Raw genomic sequence first — 18,845 nt, 5'->3', positions numbered from 1 at the left:
ATCTCCTCTTCTTAAACGGCACAAAAAAGAAGGAACCGCCGAAGCCGTTCCACTATTTTTCATTATATATAGTTTTTGTTGTGCTGTACACGATCAAATCTATTTTTCTAGCCTTTGTCACTCAAGCGATTGTAAAAAAGAAAGCATGCGGTTCACATATTGGCCGCCGTACAACGAGAAACTTTTGACATGATCCGCTTTGTCCGTCAGCCATAGCTGAAACACATCCGGATGGGTTTTGTACAGTTTTACGCTTTCTTCATACGGAATCGAACGGTCGTCTTTGCTGTGAATGAACAAAATCGGCCTCGGCGCGACACGATCGACGGCATGGATGGGCGAAGACACGCCCAAATCCAAATCAGCCAGCGCCGGAACGATCGCCAAAATCAAGTACGTAAACGGCACGTTCGGCAGATGCGTCCATACCGGCATATTGGCGCGCAAATACGATTCGAGGTCGCTGAACGGGCTGTCGGCAATCACCCCGCGCACATCCTGGTCCTCTGCCGCCGCCAAGATCGATGTCGCCGCCCCCATTGAAACACCATACAGGGCAATGGGCTCATCGAAGTGCTTTTTCGCGTAATCAATGACGCCAAGCAGATCGTCTTTCTCTTTGACGCCGATCGTAATCATATCGCCTTCGGACTCGCCGCTGGCGCGAAAGTCAAACAAGATGACGCGGTACCCGTCGTCAACAAGCCACTTGGCGAGCGGCAAAAACGGCACGTTTTTCTGAATCCGGTTGCCGGCATACCCATGGGCAAAAATGACCGTCATCTTCGCCGCTCCTTTAGGCGGAATGATCCAGCCTTCGAGCGCCGTTTTTCCATCTTTGCTTGCAAATGTCGCACTTTCATACGGCATGCCGTAGTCTTTCGGCGTGACGACAATCGGCGCGCGCGGTTTATGCGTTAGTTGCCAACCGACGTAAACAGACAGCCCAATGCAAACCAATGTCCCGAGCAACACAATGGCCATGGACAATGGGAGCCATATGCGGCGGACGGATGCAATCGGTTTTCGGTCTAATTCCATCGCCCTCCCCTTTCTCTAAGTATACTCATAGTCTCGACCAACCTCTTATTGCCTCATTTATTCAAGCCAGTGGCGCAACTGTTCCACATATTCATTCGAACCAGTAACAATAAGACGGTCACCCATTTGCAGCGCAGTGTCTCCATGGGAACAATTGACTCATTTTCGCGAAAAATGCGGACGATAATGCAGTCACCCATGAACGGAAACTGGCGAAGCATCACACCATGATAAGCAGGGGTGTTCATCATCACTTCATGCAACGCCGTATCTTTATTCACCATCATTTTAGCCACCCTTGGCGATTCGATCGAAGCCCGCAGCATCGAAATCGATGAGCGAAGCACGGACAGTACTTCAACACCGGCTTCATCCAGCCGATGAATTTCCCGCGAACTTTCAGCCAACGCCAAAACGCGCTGAACCCCCTTCTCTTTCGCTGCCAAAGCAACTTCCGCGTTGACTTGTTCATTTCCAGTCCACGCAACAACAATATCGACGGCGAAAGCATCGTGTTTTTCCAATGTTTCTTTCATATAATCAGGAACTTCCACAATGGGAAAAACAACATCCGTCCCAGCCCGCTCTATATTTTCCCGTTGAATATGAAACAATCGCACATTGTACTGATCCACATCAAGCTCCCGAGCCGCTCCCAATGTAAACTGGTTGACACCGATGAACGACACCGTCTTCTTCCGTTCGTCCTTTACTCGAACAAACAGCTTTTTAAACAAAATCGGCGCAACAATACTTGAAAGCACCGCAACTAAAATAAGCGCCCCTTCCATCGTCTCATCGATCATCCCAATCCGTTTGGCGATGGCCGCCGCTGCAATCACAAGCGACAGCGTCGACACAAGCAAAAACGAAGCAGCCAATGTCGTTTTCATATCATACCAAACGCGAAGGACGGATACAGGGATCACTTTCGATACAACTAGCACCAAAAAGAGAAGCGGAATCATCACCCAAACAACCGGTTCCGCCACAAGAGAGCGCAAGTTCAAATCAACACCAACCATAACGAAGAAAATCGGAATGAGAAATCCATACCCGAACGAATCAAGCTGACGACGCAACTCTTTATTCGGCGAAAGCAGCGAAACAAGCACCCCAGCCAAAAACGCTCCTAAAATGTTTTCCGCTCCGAACGTTTCCGATAAAGCGACAAGCACAATCATTAGCGTGAACACCGCACGGGTGCCAATTTGAATCGTCCCTTTCGCCATCGTCTCGACAAACGAACGTTTTTTAAAATGTTTTCCAACAAAATAAAAGACGACCCCGCACGCAAACAAACCGAGCAATAGCCATGTGCTCCCGTGTCCCGGCTCATAAATAGAGACGAAAACGGCGAGCAAAATCATCGTCGCCAAATCCGCAATAACAGCTACAAGCAAAATCGTTTGTCCAATCGTCGTATCCATTAAATGGCTATCTTTCAATGTTGGCACGACGACACCGAGGGAAATGGTCGATATGATCAACGTCATTAAAAAGGCGTTGTCTACGTAACCTAGAACGACAAACAAATACGAAAGACCATAAGACAACGCAAAGATGGCGATAAAAATCAACGGGGCAATGACGAATGGATTCGGCTCCTTCTCTCGCTTGCCCTCCTGTTTTGGACGTTTGGCAAACATCGAAAAGTCAATTTCAAGACCGCTTAAAAACATTAAAAATAAAAATCCTAGCGTTGACAGCGTTTCGATCCACATATCCGATTGCACAAGATTGAATCCCGTTTTGCCGATCACAATGCCGGCAATGATTTCTGCCACTACAACCGGAATGAATTGCAGCCGAAGGCGGTTCAGCAAAATTGGTGTCAAAAAAGCAACGACAACAACGATCAATAACGAAGTGATGGATGACTGTTCAGCCATAACCCTTTCCCCTTTCCGCAAATCCAATTCTTCAAGACCGGTTACCAATCGCCGTGTTTCTTCTAACGCATCGTTTTTAGTCAAAGCGACATCATTGCTTTCATTTCCTGTTTGGACAACGTCTATTCCCTTCCTACACCGGTCTTCTAAGATTTTCATCTTAACGGATTTTGAGCTATGACGCAACTAAGCGGCTTTAAATGAGTCAGTCAAGACTTTGTGGAGAACATTTTTTCGATTCACTACGAGCGTTGTCAATCACTAGTTAGCGAACCATTTTCAGGAATTCATATCGTAAGCGCTTTCGGACTCTCATCCCTCATCTTGAGGCGATGATACGATATTCCATTTTTTTACACCCAACCACCATCCCGGAGCGCCGACAACGCTTGATGGATCGGCGTCCCGGATGACTGTTGCAGACACGGTATATTCTGACGCACCACATCCATCCACAACCGTCCGGCCTTCCGTTTGGCCTGTTCGATCCGCTTGGACTTTGTTGAGGCCGAGACGGCCGACTGGAGCTCTTCTGCCTCCAACGGCCCCTTTCTCCACCGGATCCCGTCGATTCGGGCTGCCATCGCCCTCAGAAACGCCCGAAGCCCTTGGTCTTTCCAGCTGCGGCGGGATTTCACCCGATGCGCAAATCGGCTCATCACACTCTCCGCATGGCCCATCGGACGCATGCCGGTCGTCTCCACCCCTTGCTCCGACAGCCACCCCCGATAGTCCCGGATGCATCCCGGCATCGACTCGATCCGGCGGATCATGGCAGCCAGCTGCTTCTCTTTCGCTTCGTCCTCCAACGTGCCGACCGCGCTGTTCAGCTCCACGAGAAGCCCTTCTTCATCTTGTTTCGCCAGCTTCTTCCGCACCTCCCGCCAACGCGGATGGCCGGACAGACACTGACGCAGCTCCCGCGCCACATGAAATCGATCCAGCTGAAAGCACGCCCGCTTCCCAAAATACTCCCGGCAGGCCGTGATCCACGACGCCGCGTCGCCGTTGATGACCAATAGGTCTTGGCACGGATCATAGGCATATTCCTTCATCAGCCACTCCTCAAACCGTTCCCACACGTCCCCCGTCCCTTCATGGAGGTAGTGGCGCCGGTTCACCAGCTCAAGCTGCGACCCGTTTCGTCTCCATCCCTCGTGAACCGCCAGGATTTTCTCTTCTTTCGCCCGTTTCCCTTTCCCCTGGCGGGAAATAAACAGTCCATCGGCCTCCACAAACAGCACCCGGCCGTGCCGTTTGGAAACAGGGTGATGCAGCGAGACAGGGCCTCCAGCACCAGTTGGCGAATCGCCTCGTGGCTGAGGACCGCATACCCCACGATCGACTCCAGCGTGCGAGCCGCTTTGCGGTAGGAAGAGCACTCGACGGCCAACTCGACCGCCGTTTCCTCGAGGCAAGGGCTGATCGACTGCGCTCCATCAAAGCCCAGTTCGGCATCCAGCAAGAACGTATACGCCCCCGTTTGTCGATCATAGTAGTAGTTCCGGCGGAACGTCACTTCCCCAAACAGCGTTTGGATCGTAGTCAGCCGTTTGTCTTTCAGCTGATACCGGCGCTTGTCCCGCGCTTCCGCCAGTTGTTGATCGATCTCCTCCAAAAGGGCCGCCAACAAGACAGCGAACACCTTTTGAAGAGTTCTCAACAATTGTTCCTCCAACTCTTTTAATAAAGGCCATTCTGTGGTAAGATGTTTCATGGACTCTCTCCCTCCTGTTTTCGGTTGATGTTGACAATCACCATCATAGCAGGGAGAGAGTCCTTTTTGCATGACATTTGCTTGTTCTACCGCGCTTCGCTTGGTGGCCCCGACGAGCGTCGCGAACAAAAGTTCGCAACCCTCGTCGGGGATCATGTCGAAATGTCACCCACAAATATTTTACTCACACGCTTTAAATATCCAATACAGCTAGCTTGCAACAGTCATCCAGTCCTTTGATTCACTGATTGCGGCTTGACAATGACATAGACCGACCAACAATCATGTCAAAATTGCTCCATGACACCATTTGTTCATCAATAAGCGAGCGCTCCCACACATGACGCACAAACAGCTCGGCGATCCGCTGATTCCGATCGTTTTCCTGTCCGCATTCAAGGGCGATGATGCTCAAATACAGATCACACATCCGATTGGCAATCGCTTTCGCGTGGAACGTCTGCACCTCATCCGCTTGGCCGCCAAGACGGGCGAGCGCGGCCACCAACTCCTTCAACCCTTCTTCAGCCGGGTGGGCAAGCGGCTTAACCTTAGCCGTCAACCGCTCAAGCCGCTCCTTCATCTCCGCGATGAACCGCTCGTGAATGCGGTATTTGCGCATCAAACGCAGCACCTCGAGCGCCAAAATATTCGCCGTTCCCTCCCAAACCGTCAGCACTTGGGCGTCACGAAGCAGGCGCGGGGTGACAAAATCTTCAATATACCCGTTGCCTCCATGCATTTCAATCGCCTCATGGCTGAACGCGATCGCCTCTTCGGCGGTGCGCATCTTAAGGAGCGCAATCAGCAGCCTGAGCCATGCTTTCTCCGCCTCGTTCGCTTCATGCGGCGCGGCCATGACGCGGTCAAACAAGGCGATCATGTCAAAGCAGGCGCTCGTTTCCACTTCCTGTCTCGCCGTCAAATTGGCAAGCGTCTCGCGCACCATCGGGTAATCCGTCAACACATGGCCAAAGGCCGTGCGCCGCTCAGCGTATTGTTTCGCCTCTTCAAGAGCCCGCTTCATGATGCCGACCGAGGCGACCGCATTGCAGACGCGCGAGAGATTAAGCGCTTCCATCATATAATAGAAGCCTTTCGCCGGATCGCCGACGACATACGCCTTGGCGCCGTCAAACACGACTTCGGCCGACGGCACGGCGCGCACCCCTAATTTATCCTTTAAGCGGCGGATGGTGATGCCGTTTAACGTCCCATCCTCGTTGCGCCATGGGACGAGAAACAAGCTCAGCCCTTTCGTCCCCGGCCCGCTCCCGTCGATGCGCGCCAACACGAGCGCTACGCCGCAGCGGCCGGCGTTGCTGGCAAAATATTTTTCCCCGTATAACTGATAATGATCGCCGCACGGCACGGCGCGCACCGCATTGGCGCCAACGTCCGACCCGCCTTGGCGCTCGGTTAAAAACGTCGCTCCTTCGTACAACTCGACTTCCCCGGTGGAGATGACATGGGGCAAATACGTCGCCTTCAGCTTTTCATCGGCAAAATGCTCGAGCACATAGGCGGTCGCCATCGTCAGCGTCACCGGGCAGTAAAACCCGGGCTCGGCTTGGGATAAGATATACCCTTGGGCATATGAATAAACATAGTTTCCTTTTCTCCCAAGCTCGGGAATCGGCTTGTGCACATAGCCGACAATCCCCGTTTCGTACGTCTGTTTTGCCGTCTGCTCGTATCCTTCGTTCACCCACACTTCAGAAATGTCGTTTCCAAACCGGTCGTACTTAATGAGGCGCGGCTGCCCTTCGCGGTCGGTATGCACAGCGCGGCGGTCAACGTCTGTCAAACAAAATTCGTAAAACGACGCGAGCTTTTCTTCCGCATACCGATACAATTCGTCATCCAAATGCCGTTTCAAATTCGCCAACAAATTCGGATCGACTTCACAAAGCGGTTTCATCGTCTCTCCCCTTTCTTCGATTTTCGTTCCCCTCACAATTTTTGGAGCTCTATCAAGACGGCTAGGCGATCCCATTGCGCCGCCCCTAACGCTCCTTATCTTCCTTGCGCGGCCGCCTCCCACGCCCGCAGCACTTGTTTCAACACTTTTCCCGTCGCATTGCGCGGCAGCTCCGCGATCGCCTCATACAGACGCGGAATTTTATAGCCAGCCAGCTTACCAGATAGGAAGCGCTTACACTCTTCCGCAAGCGGTTCGAGCGGTTGGCTCAATACAACAAACGCTTTTGCCGTTTCGCCCCACTCCGGATGCGGCACGCCGATCACAGCGACATCCGCGACCGCCGGATGCGTCCGCAGCAGACCGCCGGATGCGTCCGCAGCACATCTTCCACTTCCTTTGGATAAATGTTGACGCCACCGGAAATGATGACATCTTTTTTCCGGTCGACGATCCAAATGTAGCCATCTTCGTCGCGGCGCGCCAAATCGCCGGTGTACAGCCAGCCGTTTTTGATCGCTTCGTTCGTTTTTTCTTCGTCCTTGTAGTATCCTTTCATGATGCTCTCCCCGCGCAACACGATCTCCCCGACCTCGCCGGGCGCAACTTCCTGTCCGTTCTCATCGACGATGGCCACCTCGCAATGAAGAGCGGCATAGCGGCCGACGCTTCCGGCTTTCTCCGCATGCTCCTCAGGGACAAGTACGTGCCGTTCGGGCCTGCTTCGGTCAAACCGTATAAACACATCATCCGCCCAGCGCCAAAGCGGCTGGCGACAAACTTCACTTCCTCGCGCGACAGCGGAGCCCCGCCGTACATCCAGCAACGGACCGAAGAAAGGTCGTATTCGTCAAACCGCGGATGCTTCGCCGTCAACAAATACGCCACTGGCGCGCCGAAAAAGTGGGTGATCTTGTGACGCTCGACCAGTTCGAGCAACGCATCCGGGGAAAACGCAGGCGCTAGGACATGGGTCGCACCGACGTACGTGCCGCCGACAAAAAACAGATGAAGCGGCGCTGAGTGGCTGAGCGGCATGAGATGCAGCAGGCGGCTTTGACGGTCGATTTTCGTTTCGATCACGATCATGTCCGCAACCGTGATCACATTGCGATGCGTGAACAACACCCCTTTTGGCCGCCCCGTTGTCCCCGATGTATACAAAATCGTCGCCTCATCATCTCCGTTGGCTGGGCAGACGATCTCGTCGGAATCACCCGAATCAATCAACTCCTCGAGCGACAGCCAGCCGACTCCCGCCTTCCCTGTCTTCACCCACATTCCATCGCTTCCACCGACAAGCGGAGCGAGCACTTGATGCACCGAATCGTGCGCAATGAGCGCCTTTGCCTCGCTATGGCCGAGAATATACTGCACCTCAGCCGCCGTCAAGCGCGCGTTAATCGGCACAACCACGGCGCCGAGGCGCAAAACGGCAAAGTACGAAACGGCAAACTCCTTGGTATTGGGCATATACAGCGCGACTTTATCGCCGCGTCCGACGCCAAGCCGCGCGAGCGCTGACGCCAGACGGTTGACCGTTCGGTTGACTTCGGCGTAGGAAAGCTCCGTTTCCCCATCGATAATCGCCGTCTTGTCAGGAAATTTCCTCGCATTGCGGGCAAGCAGCTCTGAAATGTTCATCCATCCGATTCCTCCCACTCTCGCAATCTCCTTTCAAAATCAGAAAGCAGCGCTTCCATCTCCGCCTTCAGCTGCAGCAAATCCTCAATCCGCTCGCTCACCTCCTTCAATTTCCGCCGCCCGTATTCGACCGTTTTTTCCAGCTGTTTCTTCCCCGTTCGGTCCTCATCAAACAGCGAAATCATCTCATGAATCTCGTCGAGCGAAAAGCCGAACCGTTTGCCGCGCAAAATGAGCTTGAGTTTCGCCCGCTCCTTTTTCGTATACAGCCGCTGCCCTGACTCGGTCCGGATTGGGGAGAGCAATCCACGTTCTTCATAATAGCGGATCGTCCGTGTGCTCACATCAAACTCGTGCGCCAAATCGGAAATGGTGAAATAGTGCATGGCCATCCCTTTTCTAGAATCAATATTCTGAATTTTATTTTAATTGACGTTTACGTAAAAGTCAACGAATATGAAAAAGCAAAGAAACAGTCATCCTCCCCCTCCTCCGTGTCCATTCTCTCCGCCATCCAACCATCAATATGGAAAAAATGGATCTGGGAGTCGCCGGCGAAAGGAGACATCCTAAGCTAATGCAAAGAAAGAGACAGTCAACCGAACGCACCGGTCATCAGCACTGAAACGCTTTTCCATTATTCATGGCGGCCAGAAGCGAATCGGACGGCATGGGACGATATACGCGCCGCTGATTCCCTGGCGAAATCACCATGACAAAAGAAAAAAGCCCCTGTCTAAGGAGCCGTTCCCTCACCCGCCCGCCCCGGTGTAAAAACGCAAAGCAAAGCGCCAAAAGCGGCGGGCGAGCCATAAAAAGAGAATGGCCGCAGCCAAAGCCGCCAGCGCTGTCGGGATGCGCCATTTTCCAAGCAGCGCGAGCGCGGGCGTATTCGTGATCAACACCGCCGGCAAGATGTAGGTAATCACCAACCGCACTGCACCGCGGTACATGCTGCCGGGAAAGCGGGCCGTATCAAAAAATGAATCGAAAATAAACGACAAATCATCGATGCGCACGACCCAAAACGACGTCGTCATGAGCATCATCCATAACGAATAAATAAGCAAGAGCGACGCGATCATCACGACGAAAAACATCAAGACGTCCGCCGCCGATGGCACGTAGCGTTCGACATACAAGCCGTAGCCGATGACGCCGATGCCAAGCGCCACATCGATCAGCCGCCAAAAGACAAGGTGGCGGAAGCTGACGTAAAACATGCTGTCGACCGGCTTCGTCAAAATATAATCGAGCGTGCCGCGCCTGACATGCTCAAGCAGCCGCGGCATGTTCGGGCGGAGCGCAAAGTCAATGAATCCGCGCAGCGTATTAAAAACGCCGAGCAGCACAAGCACTTCCCCATACGTCCAGCCGCCTAAGCGGTCCGTCTGGTAAAAAAAGATATGGACGGTGAGCAGAGCGATGCCGACGCCAAAAAAGCTGGCGATAAAATTGCCAAAAAATTCGCTCCTGTATTCCATTTCCTCGACCAAACAAGCGCGGAAAAACTCGCGGAACACTCGTCCATACCGCCGCACGTTCACCCACCTACCGCCTGGTTTTTTCGCATTCCTGCTTTCCAAAGCCATTGCAAAGCACCAATCAGCGCAATCATCCACCCGGCCGCCGCCGCAAAACCGCGCGCCAACTCTCCTCCATCCGCCGCCCCGGTGGCGATTTCGATCGGAAAGCTGATCATATAGCGGAACGGCAGCCATTCGCTCCATTCGCGAAGCATCGGCGGCAAAAACTCAAGCGGCGCGATCCGTCCTGACAAAAACAACGAAATGACATCGATCACCCCGTACACCGCCGCCACCTTCGTCACCCAAAACGCGAGCAGCCCGCATGAGTAGCTAAGCAAAAAGCGAAGCGCCGCGCCCAATACGACTGCCGCCAAAAACAGCACTGCTTGACCTGCCGTCATATGCGGGCGAAGCGCCGGCCAAAATACCGCTGCCACTACCCAGACAGGCACTAAAATGACGGCAAACAGCCATTTGTAGACGATATTTTCTGCGATCGCCCAATGGATCGGATGAAGCGGCCTAAGCAGCAAGTTCGAAAACGTCCCTTCGCGGATTTCACGGTCAAGCTCCCATACATCCCACGCGCTCGTCATCCGCTCGACAAAAATGACCGCCATAAAATAGAAGAGAAACGACTCGCTCTCTTCCGGATGAATGTTCATCCAGACAAACATCGTAATGAGCGGCTGCGTGATGGCGCCCGTCATCCAGACGAACGTCGCGAGTCGATACGCGAGCATTTCGATATATTTCATCCGCAACAGGGCCATGTATTTGCGAATCATACACGATCCTCCCAAAACGCGCGCGCAATCACTTCTTCAAGCGGCGGGTCTTCGATGTTGATATCGCGGACGTCAAATCGTTCCAACAACCGCGCTGCTGTCTCCGCCGCCGCCTCGCGCGCCACCCTGAGCACAATCGTTCCTTCTTCGATTTCCGCGACTTCGCCGTACTCGCTCCAATCGACATTCGGCAGCCGAGAAAACCGAACCTCAAGCCGCTTGTACGGCGCCAGCTTCTCCGTCAGCACCGACAGCTCCCCATCGTAAATCAATCGCCCGTAGTTAATGATCATCACCCGGTCGCAAAGCGCGGCGACATCCCCATGTAATGCGACGTCAACAAAATCGTCGTCTCGTGCTCCCGATTGTAGTCGACGATAAAGCGGCGCACATTTTCCTGCGTATGGACATCCAGCCCGATCGTCGGCTCATCCAAAAACAACACGTGCGGCCGATGCAACAGCGCCGCCGCTAGCTCGCAGCGCATCCGCTGCCCGAGCGACAGACTGCGCGTCGGCTTGTCAAGAAGCGGCGCCAAATCGAGCAGTTCCGTCAATTCCTCGAGCGTCTGGCGGAACGACCGATCGTCGATGTCATAAATCGCTTTATTGACCAAAAACGTCTCCATTGGCGGAATGTCCCAAATGAGCTGGCTTTTTTGCCCCATCACCAAGCTCATCATTTTTTTAAACTCCGGCTTTTGCTCAAACGGCACAAACCCGCCGACCGTGATCTCCCCTGACGTCGGATGCAAGAGGCCGGCAAGCATCTTCATCGTCGTCGTTTTCCCCGCCCCGTTTGGCCCTAAAAAGCCGACGATTTCCCCTTTCTCAATCGTAAACGAAACGTCCTTCACCGCCTCAATGACGCGATAGTCGCGCCGCCATAAATGACGCACCGCCTCAAGCCATCCCGCATCGCGGCGATGGACGCGGAACGATTTATGCAAATGGCTGACACGGATCACAGTGCCCATCCTCCAATAGTGTACTGTTGACATTCTTTTGTTATATCACATCGAGGGGGCGCGCCGCAAAGAAAAACATTTCGCCATCTTTTCTCTATCGTTCCCATCTTTCGTCATGTATAATAGAGAGAGAATCGAACGAGAAAGGAGATTGTCGAATGGGGGATATTACAAATGAAATGATTTGGCAAGCCATTAAAGAACTTGCCGAGCAGCTGCAACAAACGAACGGACAAGTGCAGCAACTGGGCCAACAGGTGCAACAAACAAACGAGCAAGTGCAGCAGCTCGGTCAACAGGTGCAACAAACAAACGAGCAAGTGCAGCAACTGGGCCAACAAATCCAACACCTTAACAGCCAAGTGCAGCAGCTGAACCACCAAGTACAGCAAACTCATGAGCAAGTCAACCAGCTCGCCAAACAAGTGCAGCAAACGAATGAACAACTCAGCCAATTCAGCCAGCAAGTGGCCGACATGGACAAACGGCTCACCGATGTCGCCAACGGCCAAAACATTTTGGTCGAAGAGCTGTTTGAAAACAAAAAGGAGATCAAGCGGGGCAAAACGGCATTGAATATGTATTAAAACCCCGTGTCTTGTCGAATTTTCTTTTTCGTTACCCGACGATCCATCAGCTTGCCTTCCCCTACTCAAAACTTTCACTACTACGCGCAACTCCACACTCGGCATGCAAAGAGCCCTGGCAGCCTTACCAAACAATAGCCAGGGCTTTTCTACGTGAACTACCCACCACCTACGCTTCGCTTAGAGGTGGGGGCTTCAAGCGACTTGTGCGTGTTCGCCCAATGGCAAGCCACACACAAGAACCCTCTATGCTTCCCTTCGTTCCGAAGGTGTCCGTTTGAACCATATTCGATCGTATGGGTTGCCTAAAGCCAACCGGCATTCATCTCCCGCTTTCACTTCGTTTCGAAGTGGGACACTTCTTTTGGAAAAATGTTAAAAGTCAAAACTGTTTTTAGTTGTTCTATATCAGCGTTTACTCTCTACTGCACCGTAGCAAGGGTACACAAACATGTTCGACAACCACCTAAATAACGACAAATTTTCGATTAACTATCCCTAATGGCCAATGGCCGCTCTCCAACACAGAAACAAGATAAAGAAATGGGTTTTCCTTCCATCCTTCTAGATCAGATAATACCTCCCATGCACAAGCCATTCCACCGATGTACATCATATACCCAACCGCAGTGGTCACAACCTTGTTGCCATACGGTCTTAACACCTCGAAGATCGCATCAAAACTATGTTGGAAAATAACAGCTGGAACTTCATCAGCAATCGCCGAAAGCAATCTCGACCTCCCTGTTTGCTCAGTTTGCTGTCTCAATTGTTCGGGAATGTGTCTTAACACTCTCCAACTATCATCGTTTTCAAGGCGGATCTCCTCAATGAAAGAAACCAGTTCGTTTTTCTGCAACCATCTGATTCCTATACCATCAAGGCCGAAAAAATGAACAAACTTGTGAAGCGCCTGCTCCACTTGATCATCTCCTTGCCCACCAAAAGAAGATAACCAATTGACTGCTTCAAGACGGTCAAGTAAATAACAGAGCGACATATTCTCCTCACGGATTACATTTATATTGTTTGCAGCAATGGAACTCATCCATTTCCCTCCTCCACACCTCATCATTACGCTAAATAATTACTTGACTGTTCAAGCCAACGCTGACTATACTTCTCTTGAACGAGCCAAATTGCAACAGCGGATACAAGACAAGGGAGTGCAAAAGCCAAAAAGTTTCCATATAAGGAAAGATGGTGGTTTAATAGAATACCGCCCATCACAGGTCCTGCAATCCCACCAATTCTGCCCACACCAAGCGCCCAACCGATTCCTGTCGAACGCATCTCTGTTGGATAGTATTGAGAAACATAAGAATTAGCCACAATTTGTGTACCTGTTGTTGTTCCTCCAGCAATGCCAATAAGTATATAAAGAAGGATCACATTTGGTTTTAGACTTAATGACATTAATGTCAAAAAGGCGATAACAAAAAAGAGAATTAAGATTTTGCGTGCACCGAAAAGATCAGCTAATCTTCCACCAATAATAGCACCTATTACAGCACCACTATTCAAGGTAACTAAAAATGTTAAACTGGATCCAAGCGGATATCCAGCCTCTTGCATGATTTTAGGCAACCATGTGCTTAATCCATACATGACAAGCAAACACATAAAAAACGAGACCCAAAACATCGCGGTGCTCCATCCTCGATGTTCGCGAAACAAGCAAGTCACTGGAAAACTTGTTTTCTGCTCGCCATTCTCCACCCATTGAATTTGTTCATCATCCGATATCATTTGTTGAGTGAGGCGACGAAATACCGAGAGCAACCGATCGGTTTGGTGATGGCGAAGATAAAAATAAACAGATTCTGGCATCTTCCGATAGAAAAATGGAAGAAAAACTAGAGGAATCAATCCTAACCAGACGACTGCCCTCCACCCAAGATGAGGAATTAAATAAATAGCTCCCGCAGAGGCAATAATGCCACCAAACGCATGGCCGCTAAACATAATGGATACTAGTGTACTTTTCCATTTGCTTGGAGTATACTCTGTCATTAGTGCAATAAGATTAGGCATTACCCCGCCTAATCCCAGCCCAGCAAAAAAACGCTGAACTCCAAATGATGTGCTGCTTTGGGAAAATCCGGACGTAAACGTAAATAAGCTAAAGAGGCAAAAACATAGAAGGATCACATTTTTACGTCCAAATCTGTCTGCTGACGGTCCAAAAATCATCGCCCCAATCATCATGCCGATCAACGCATAGCTGTTCAACGCCCCCGCTTCAACTGGTCCTATCCCCCACTCCTTCATGAGAGACGGGACGATGGCACCAAACATAAACATATCATAACCATCAGCAATGATAATCAACATACACATAAACAATAAACTTATGTGAAACCGATTTAACGGTTGCTCATCAATCCAGTGATTAATGTGAATTTCCCTTGCCATCTTTCCATTCCTTCTTTCAAAACAAATTAAGGGAAATCCCCTGTAGCAATTCACAACCACAGGGGAACAATGATCTAGCTACGCACTACCTCCGCCTCAAACTCCCCGACGACCGATTGATATCCGTTGTTATTCGGGTACGCTTCCTCTCGCTGCAACCCGAGCTTTTCCATAATCGGCAAATCGTTGGCGCAGAAGAGGAGTGCATCTTCATTCGATGTGTTCACATGCTCGTGCCAAGCCCAGTTCGGGATGACGAAATAATCGCCTTTTGTCCAGTTGAACCGAATACCGTTGATGACTGTATATCCTTCGCCTTTGAACACGTGGTAAATCGCCGAATACGTGTGGCGGTGCGCCTTTGAATGATAGCCAACCGGCAGTTTTTGCATCCATGCACCGATGTTCGGATTGGCTGTCTGACCATTGGACGGATTGATGTACTCGACGGCGATGCCATCGTACGGATCCGGTTCAAAATCGCTCAATCCTGTCAGCGCCGCTTCGGTCTGTTTCCACTTGTACAATCCAAGCGGTGCGACTTGCGGCTTTCGGTCGCCGATCGGCCGAACCATGCCGCCGCGATACTTGCGCGCCGAGTAGTCATCTGGAAGCGATGGCTGCTCGATACCTTCTGGATACGGTTCAAAGAACGTTCCACCTGTTGAGTAAATAAACGGAATATCTAGGCAATCCATCCAGAACATCGGCTCCTCACCCGGGTGGCTATGGCCGTGCCATAATCCGCCCGGGGTGATGAGAAAGTCGCCTTCTTCCATGAACAACCGCTCGCCTTGGACGATCGAATACGCCCCTTTTCCGTCTGTGATAAACCGCATCGCATTTTGCGTATGACGGTGGGACGGCGCCGTTTCATCTGGCAAAATAAGCTGGACAGCCGCATATAGTGTGTTAGTCGTTGACGCCCATCCCCACGGCTGGCGCTGCTTAAGCCCCGGGTTTTGCAAGTAAATGGCCCGCCGCTCGCCACCCCGTTCCGGCGTGAAAATTTGCGTCGCCTCTAAAAGAAGCTTGCGGAGTGTTTCTCCTTTCCATAAGTACGGCACCGCTTCCGGTCTCGGCTCTTTATGCATCAAGTCCGGAATCGCTTCCCAAAGCGGACCTAAATGGTATTGTTCAATTTTTTTCGTAAACTCTTTCACTTCTTTGCTTTGGAAAAAAGGATTTTTTTCCGCCACATGAATTTCCCCTTTCTCATTGTTTTGATTGAGCGGCCTCATGTTTGCCTAAATTTCGTTCAATTTGCCGCAAATGGCCGGCCAAATGCTCGGTCAAAAAATGCTCGACTAAAAACGTCATCGGCTTGACGCCAAATTTCGGGTTGCGATGTGGGGCTTCAAGAGCCAACTGATCATCTCTCAACCGTTCCAGCTGTTCATCCGCAAATTTCGCTGCTTTCTTAATCCCATGGATGACGTCGCTGACAGTGCGAGAGTCTGCTTGACGAACCGCCGCCAGCCTCGCTTCATCATTGAGCCCCCGGCCCCACTCCCCGCCGCCGGCTTGAATGACGCGTACAAGCTCCCTTGTCCAATAGCCGATCACTTCTTCGACGTGGCAAAGAATTTCCATGATCGACCATTCATCAGCAGACGGCTTCCAGCGGATCACCTCCTCCGTCAATGAGCTGACTTTTTGAATGATCCTCTCCACGGTTTCTTTGATTTCTCGCCGATATTGCTTAATCAACGGCATGACGACTCCACCTCCACCTGACTTGGCACAGCGGCAACGCGATTTTCGAGCACGCCAATGCGCTCTACCTCAATGCGCACGACATCGCCGTGCTGCAAAAAAACTTGCGGATTGCGGGCGACCCCTACACCGCCCGGAGTTCCTGTGCAAATGACATCTCCTGGTTCAAGCGTCATGATATGCGACAAAAACTCTACAAGATAATGAACGTTAAACACCAAATTTTTCGTATTCGACCGCTGCCGCTCTTCCCCGTTAACGCTCAATGAAATTTCGAGCGAATGTGGGTCCGGAATTTCATCCTTCGTAACAAGCCACGGTCCCATCGGTGCGCTCCCATCAAGCGTTTTTCCTTGCAGCCATTGGATCGTCCTCCGCTGCAGATCTCTTGCTGTCACATCATTGACAATCGTATATCCGGCTACATACTCGAGCGCATCCGCCTGCTTGACATTCCGCGCCCGCTTGCCAATGACGAAGGCAAACTCCGCTTCGTAATCGAGCTGACTCGTGATCGGTGGCAATGGAATGTTATCTTCCGGACCGATGATCGTGTTGCTAAATTTGGCAAAGATGACGGGGTATTCCGGCAGTTCCCGTTTCATTTCCAAAATGTGTTCACGGTAATTGTGACCGACGCAAACAATTTTGTTTGGTTTTAATATCGGCGCTTCGATTTTGACGTTGGCCCGGTCGATCACCAGCCCGTTTTCCAAAGCAAATTCCACCGCCTTTTGCGCCTCTTCTAGACTTTTTTCCCCGCCTTCGAGCAGCTCGATCGTATTGGGCGGAACGAGCGCCGCGGCGAGCTGTTCGGCACGCGGGCATCCCTTGGCTCGAAGCCGAGCCACATACGCTTGATGAAGGTCGATGACCTTGTCTTCAACGATGCACCCAGCACGCACCACATCCCCTAATCGGTAGTTGATGATTTTCATCATGATCCCTCCTTGTATCCGATCATTGCCCCTTCTCTTTTCATCTTTTCGCGAAGCTCGGCTGGAAGGGGAGCAGCTTTCGGTCTGTCTCCGGCAAACGTCGTCCACACGCGCACTTCATATCCTTCAGCCACAAGCTGGCCTCCTCGAAAAAACTGATGGTGGATGCGAAACGATTTCTCCCGCAGCTCAGCGACTGCCGATTTGACACAAACTTGATCCTCGAAAAAGAGCGGGGCATGAAATACGCATTTTGCTTCGACAATCGGCATGCCGATTCGCTCTTCTTGAAACAACTTCCACGTCGAACGCCCAAGGCTGGCGAAAAAGTGGTGCGTCGCTTCGTCCATCCATTTATAAAAATTCGGGTAAAAAACAATGCCAGCCGCATCCGTATCTCCCCAATGGACTCGGAAAGAATACTCCATCGCAATTCCTCCTCGTCAATATTTCGTTGACAGCTGCGGCGGCCCCGATTTCGGCCCGTACGGCCCTTCATCAAGCCATTTGCCAAGACGCGGCAAAATCGGTGCCAATGAAGCCGCTACTTCCCGCTTCATATTGATCGCTGGATCCGTTCCTTGAATGTGCTCTAACGCCATCCCCGCACAATCGCGGTTGTATCGCGCCGCGATCAGGCGCTCATTCGCAGCGGCCGCAATGGCTGCTTTTGCTTCTTCACGCGTGTCGGCCTGAAGCGCCGTCTGAATCGCCTTGGCCGCCATAATCGCATCCGGCACGCCGGAGTTCATGCCGCGGGCCCCGAACGGAGCAAACAGGTGGGCCGCTTCGCCAGCCAACAGCACACGGTGATGGCGGTCAGTGAGCGACTTCGCAACCACCTGGAAAAAGCGGTACGTCGACACCCACGTAATGCGATCCGCGTATTTTTCCGGCATCACTTTCGGCAGCCATTGCTTCACGCCTTCCACACTGCCGAACTGCTCCGGATCATCGCCGTCAAGCAATTGCAAATCAATGCGCCACCCGCCGGCAAACGGCACAAAGAGGACGTTGCGCCCGTCCACAGCCGGATGCTGATAATGAAACACCCGCTCAAGCGGCAGCGGATCGGCTTCATCTTCTTTCACATCCACGACGACAAAGTAGTCTTTCGTCCGCGGCCCTTCCATTTCGATGCCGACCGACTGGCGGACAGTCGAACGAGCCCCGTCAGCCGCAATGAGATAATCGCACGACCATCGTTCGCCGGATGCCGTGATGACAGTGGCTCCTTCCTCATCGGTTTTGACATCGGCAACCGGCGTCTCCCAGACGAATTCGACCCCTGCCTTCAGGCAGGCTTGATACAAAAACTTCTCCGCCTCGACTTGCGGCAAGCTTGTAAACGGTGGAAGCGCATTCGGATCAGGAGCCGGATACCGCTTCATATACACCTCCTTGCCGCGGAACAAGGTGCGCTTGATCGGCCATACGACGCCGTGTTTGGCAAAGGTCCTGCCCAACCCAGGGAAAATATCCTCTAAATGTTGCAACGTCGCCTTATGGAAGTAGATTGCCCGACTCCCCGGACGGAGGCGGTCTTTTGGCTCCGCCTCGATCACCGTCGCCGGCAATCCGAAATGACGCAATGCCAATGCCGCAGTTAATCCGATCGGTCCTGCCCCGACAACGAGAACAGGGCGCCGTTGAACGTTTGGTTGGTTCATCGTCTCTTCTCCTTTCCATT

13 protein-coding genes and 4 pseudogenes are annotated in these 18,845 nt (G+C 51.9%); 1 reads left to right on the top strand and 16 read right to left on the bottom strand.

Annotated features, from left to right (window positions below; translation table 11 throughout):
* Window positions 1–117: 117 nt before the first annotated feature.
* The 9 genes and pseudogenes from A0V43_RS04800 to A0V43_RS04760 form a co-directional block, all read right to left on the bottom strand.
* Complete coding sequence (locus tag A0V43_RS04800) at window positions 118–1,041, bottom strand: alpha/beta hydrolase (RefSeq protein WP_063192504.1); 924 nt, start codon at window positions 1,039–1,041, stop codon at window positions 118–120.
* Window positions 1,042–1,098: 57 nt separating this feature from the next.
* Window positions 1,099–2,933, bottom strand: a pseudogene (locus A0V43_RS04795) (monovalent cation:proton antiporter family protein).
* Between the two features lie 353 nt (window positions 2,934–3,286).
* A pseudogene (locus A0V43_RS04790) lies at window positions 3,287–4,650 on the bottom strand (ISLre2 family transposase).
* A 241-nt stretch (window positions 4,651–4,891) separates the two neighbouring features.
* Complete coding sequence (locus tag A0V43_RS04785; protein ID WP_063192503.1) at window positions 4,892–6,571, bottom strand: acyl-CoA dehydrogenase family protein; 1,680 nt, start codon at window positions 6,569–6,571, stop codon at window positions 4,892–4,894.
* A gap of 95 nt (window positions 6,572–6,666) precedes the next feature.
* A pseudogene (locus tag A0V43_RS04780) lies at window positions 6,667–8,215 on the bottom strand (class I adenylate-forming enzyme family protein).
* Window positions 8,212–8,601, bottom strand: coding sequence for a MerR family transcriptional regulator (locus tag A0V43_RS04775; RefSeq protein WP_063192502.1), 390 nt, complete (start codon window positions 8,599–8,601; stop codon window positions 8,212–8,214). Before A0V43_RS04775 ends, A0V43_RS04780 begins: the two are co-directional and overlap by 4 nt.
* Before the next feature lie 366 nt (window positions 8,602–8,967).
* The gene (locus A0V43_RS04770; RefSeq protein WP_063192501.1) at window positions 8,968–9,756 is read right to left on the bottom strand and encodes an ABC transporter permease; all 789 of its coding nucleotides are present in this window, start codon (window positions 9,754–9,756) and stop codon (window positions 8,968–8,970) included.
* Window positions 9,757–9,758: 2 nt separating this feature from the next.
* Window positions 9,759–10,532, bottom strand: coding sequence for an ABC transporter permease (locus A0V43_RS04765; RefSeq protein WP_063192500.1), 774 nt, complete (start codon window positions 10,530–10,532; stop codon window positions 9,759–9,761).
* A pseudogene (locus A0V43_RS04760) lies at window positions 10,529–11,499 on the bottom strand (ABC transporter ATP-binding protein). The gene A0V43_RS04765 and the pseudogene A0V43_RS04760 overlap by 4 nt, the downstream one beginning before the upstream one ends.
* Window positions 11,500–11,657: 158 nt before the next feature.
* Here A0V43_RS04760 and A0V43_RS04755 point away from each other — a divergent pair.
* Complete coding sequence (locus A0V43_RS04755; RefSeq protein WP_063192499.1) at window positions 11,658–12,086, top strand: hypothetical protein; 429 nt, start codon at window positions 11,658–11,660, stop codon at window positions 12,084–12,086.
* Between the two features lie 466 nt (window positions 12,087–12,552).
* Here the strand turns inward: A0V43_RS04755 and A0V43_RS04750 are convergent, their stop codons facing one another.
* The 7 genes from A0V43_RS04750 to A0V43_RS04720 form a co-directional block, all read right to left on the bottom strand.
* On the bottom strand, window positions 12,553–13,134 hold the full coding sequence (locus tag A0V43_RS04750) for a hypothetical protein (protein WP_013523606.1): 582 nt from the start codon (window positions 13,132–13,134) through the stop codon (window positions 12,553–12,555).
* Window positions 13,135–13,160: 26 nt separating this feature from the next.
* Window positions 13,161–14,501: an MFS transporter gene (locus A0V43_RS04745; RefSeq protein WP_013523605.1), complete on the bottom strand. Its 1,341-nt coding sequence runs from the start codon at window positions 14,499–14,501 to the stop codon at window positions 13,161–13,163.
* A gap of 74 nt (window positions 14,502–14,575) precedes the next feature.
* Window positions 14,576–15,700, bottom strand: a complete 1,125-nt coding sequence (locus tag A0V43_RS04740) for a cupin domain-containing protein (protein ID WP_063192498.1) — start codon at window positions 15,698–15,700, stop codon at window positions 14,576–14,578.
* Between the two features lie 16 nt (window positions 15,701–15,716).
* A complete protein-coding gene (locus tag A0V43_RS04735) occupies window positions 15,717–16,217 on the bottom strand; it encodes a DinB family protein (protein ID WP_063192497.1) in 501 nt (166 codons plus the stop codon).
* Window positions 16,208–17,155, bottom strand: coding sequence for a fumarylacetoacetate hydrolase family protein (locus A0V43_RS04730; RefSeq protein ID WP_063192496.1), 948 nt, complete (start codon window positions 17,153–17,155; stop codon window positions 16,208–16,210). The genes A0V43_RS04735 and A0V43_RS04730 overlap by 10 nt, the downstream gene beginning before the upstream one ends.
* Window positions 17,155–17,583 carry an acyl-CoA thioesterase gene (locus tag A0V43_RS04725; RefSeq protein WP_063192495.1) on the bottom strand — a complete coding sequence of 143 codons (429 nt, stop codon included), beginning with the start codon at window positions 17,581–17,583 and terminating at the stop codon, window positions 17,155–17,157. Before A0V43_RS04725 ends, A0V43_RS04730 begins: the two co-directional genes overlap by 1 nt.
* A gap of 15 nt (window positions 17,584–17,598) precedes the next feature.
* On the bottom strand, window positions 17,599–18,825 hold the full coding sequence (locus A0V43_RS04720; protein ID WP_063192494.1) for an FAD-dependent oxidoreductase: 1,227 nt from the start codon (window positions 18,823–18,825) through the stop codon (window positions 17,599–17,601).
* Window positions 18,826–18,845: the final 20 nt, after the last annotated feature.

This window comes from Geobacillus sp. JS12 (assembly GCF_001592395.1).
Taxonomy (GTDB): Bacteria; Bacillota; Bacilli; order Bacillales; family Anoxybacillaceae; genus Geobacillus; species Geobacillus zalihae.
Note: the sequence above shows the minus strand (reverse complement) of the source record. Positions and strands in the feature narration are given on the sequence as shown.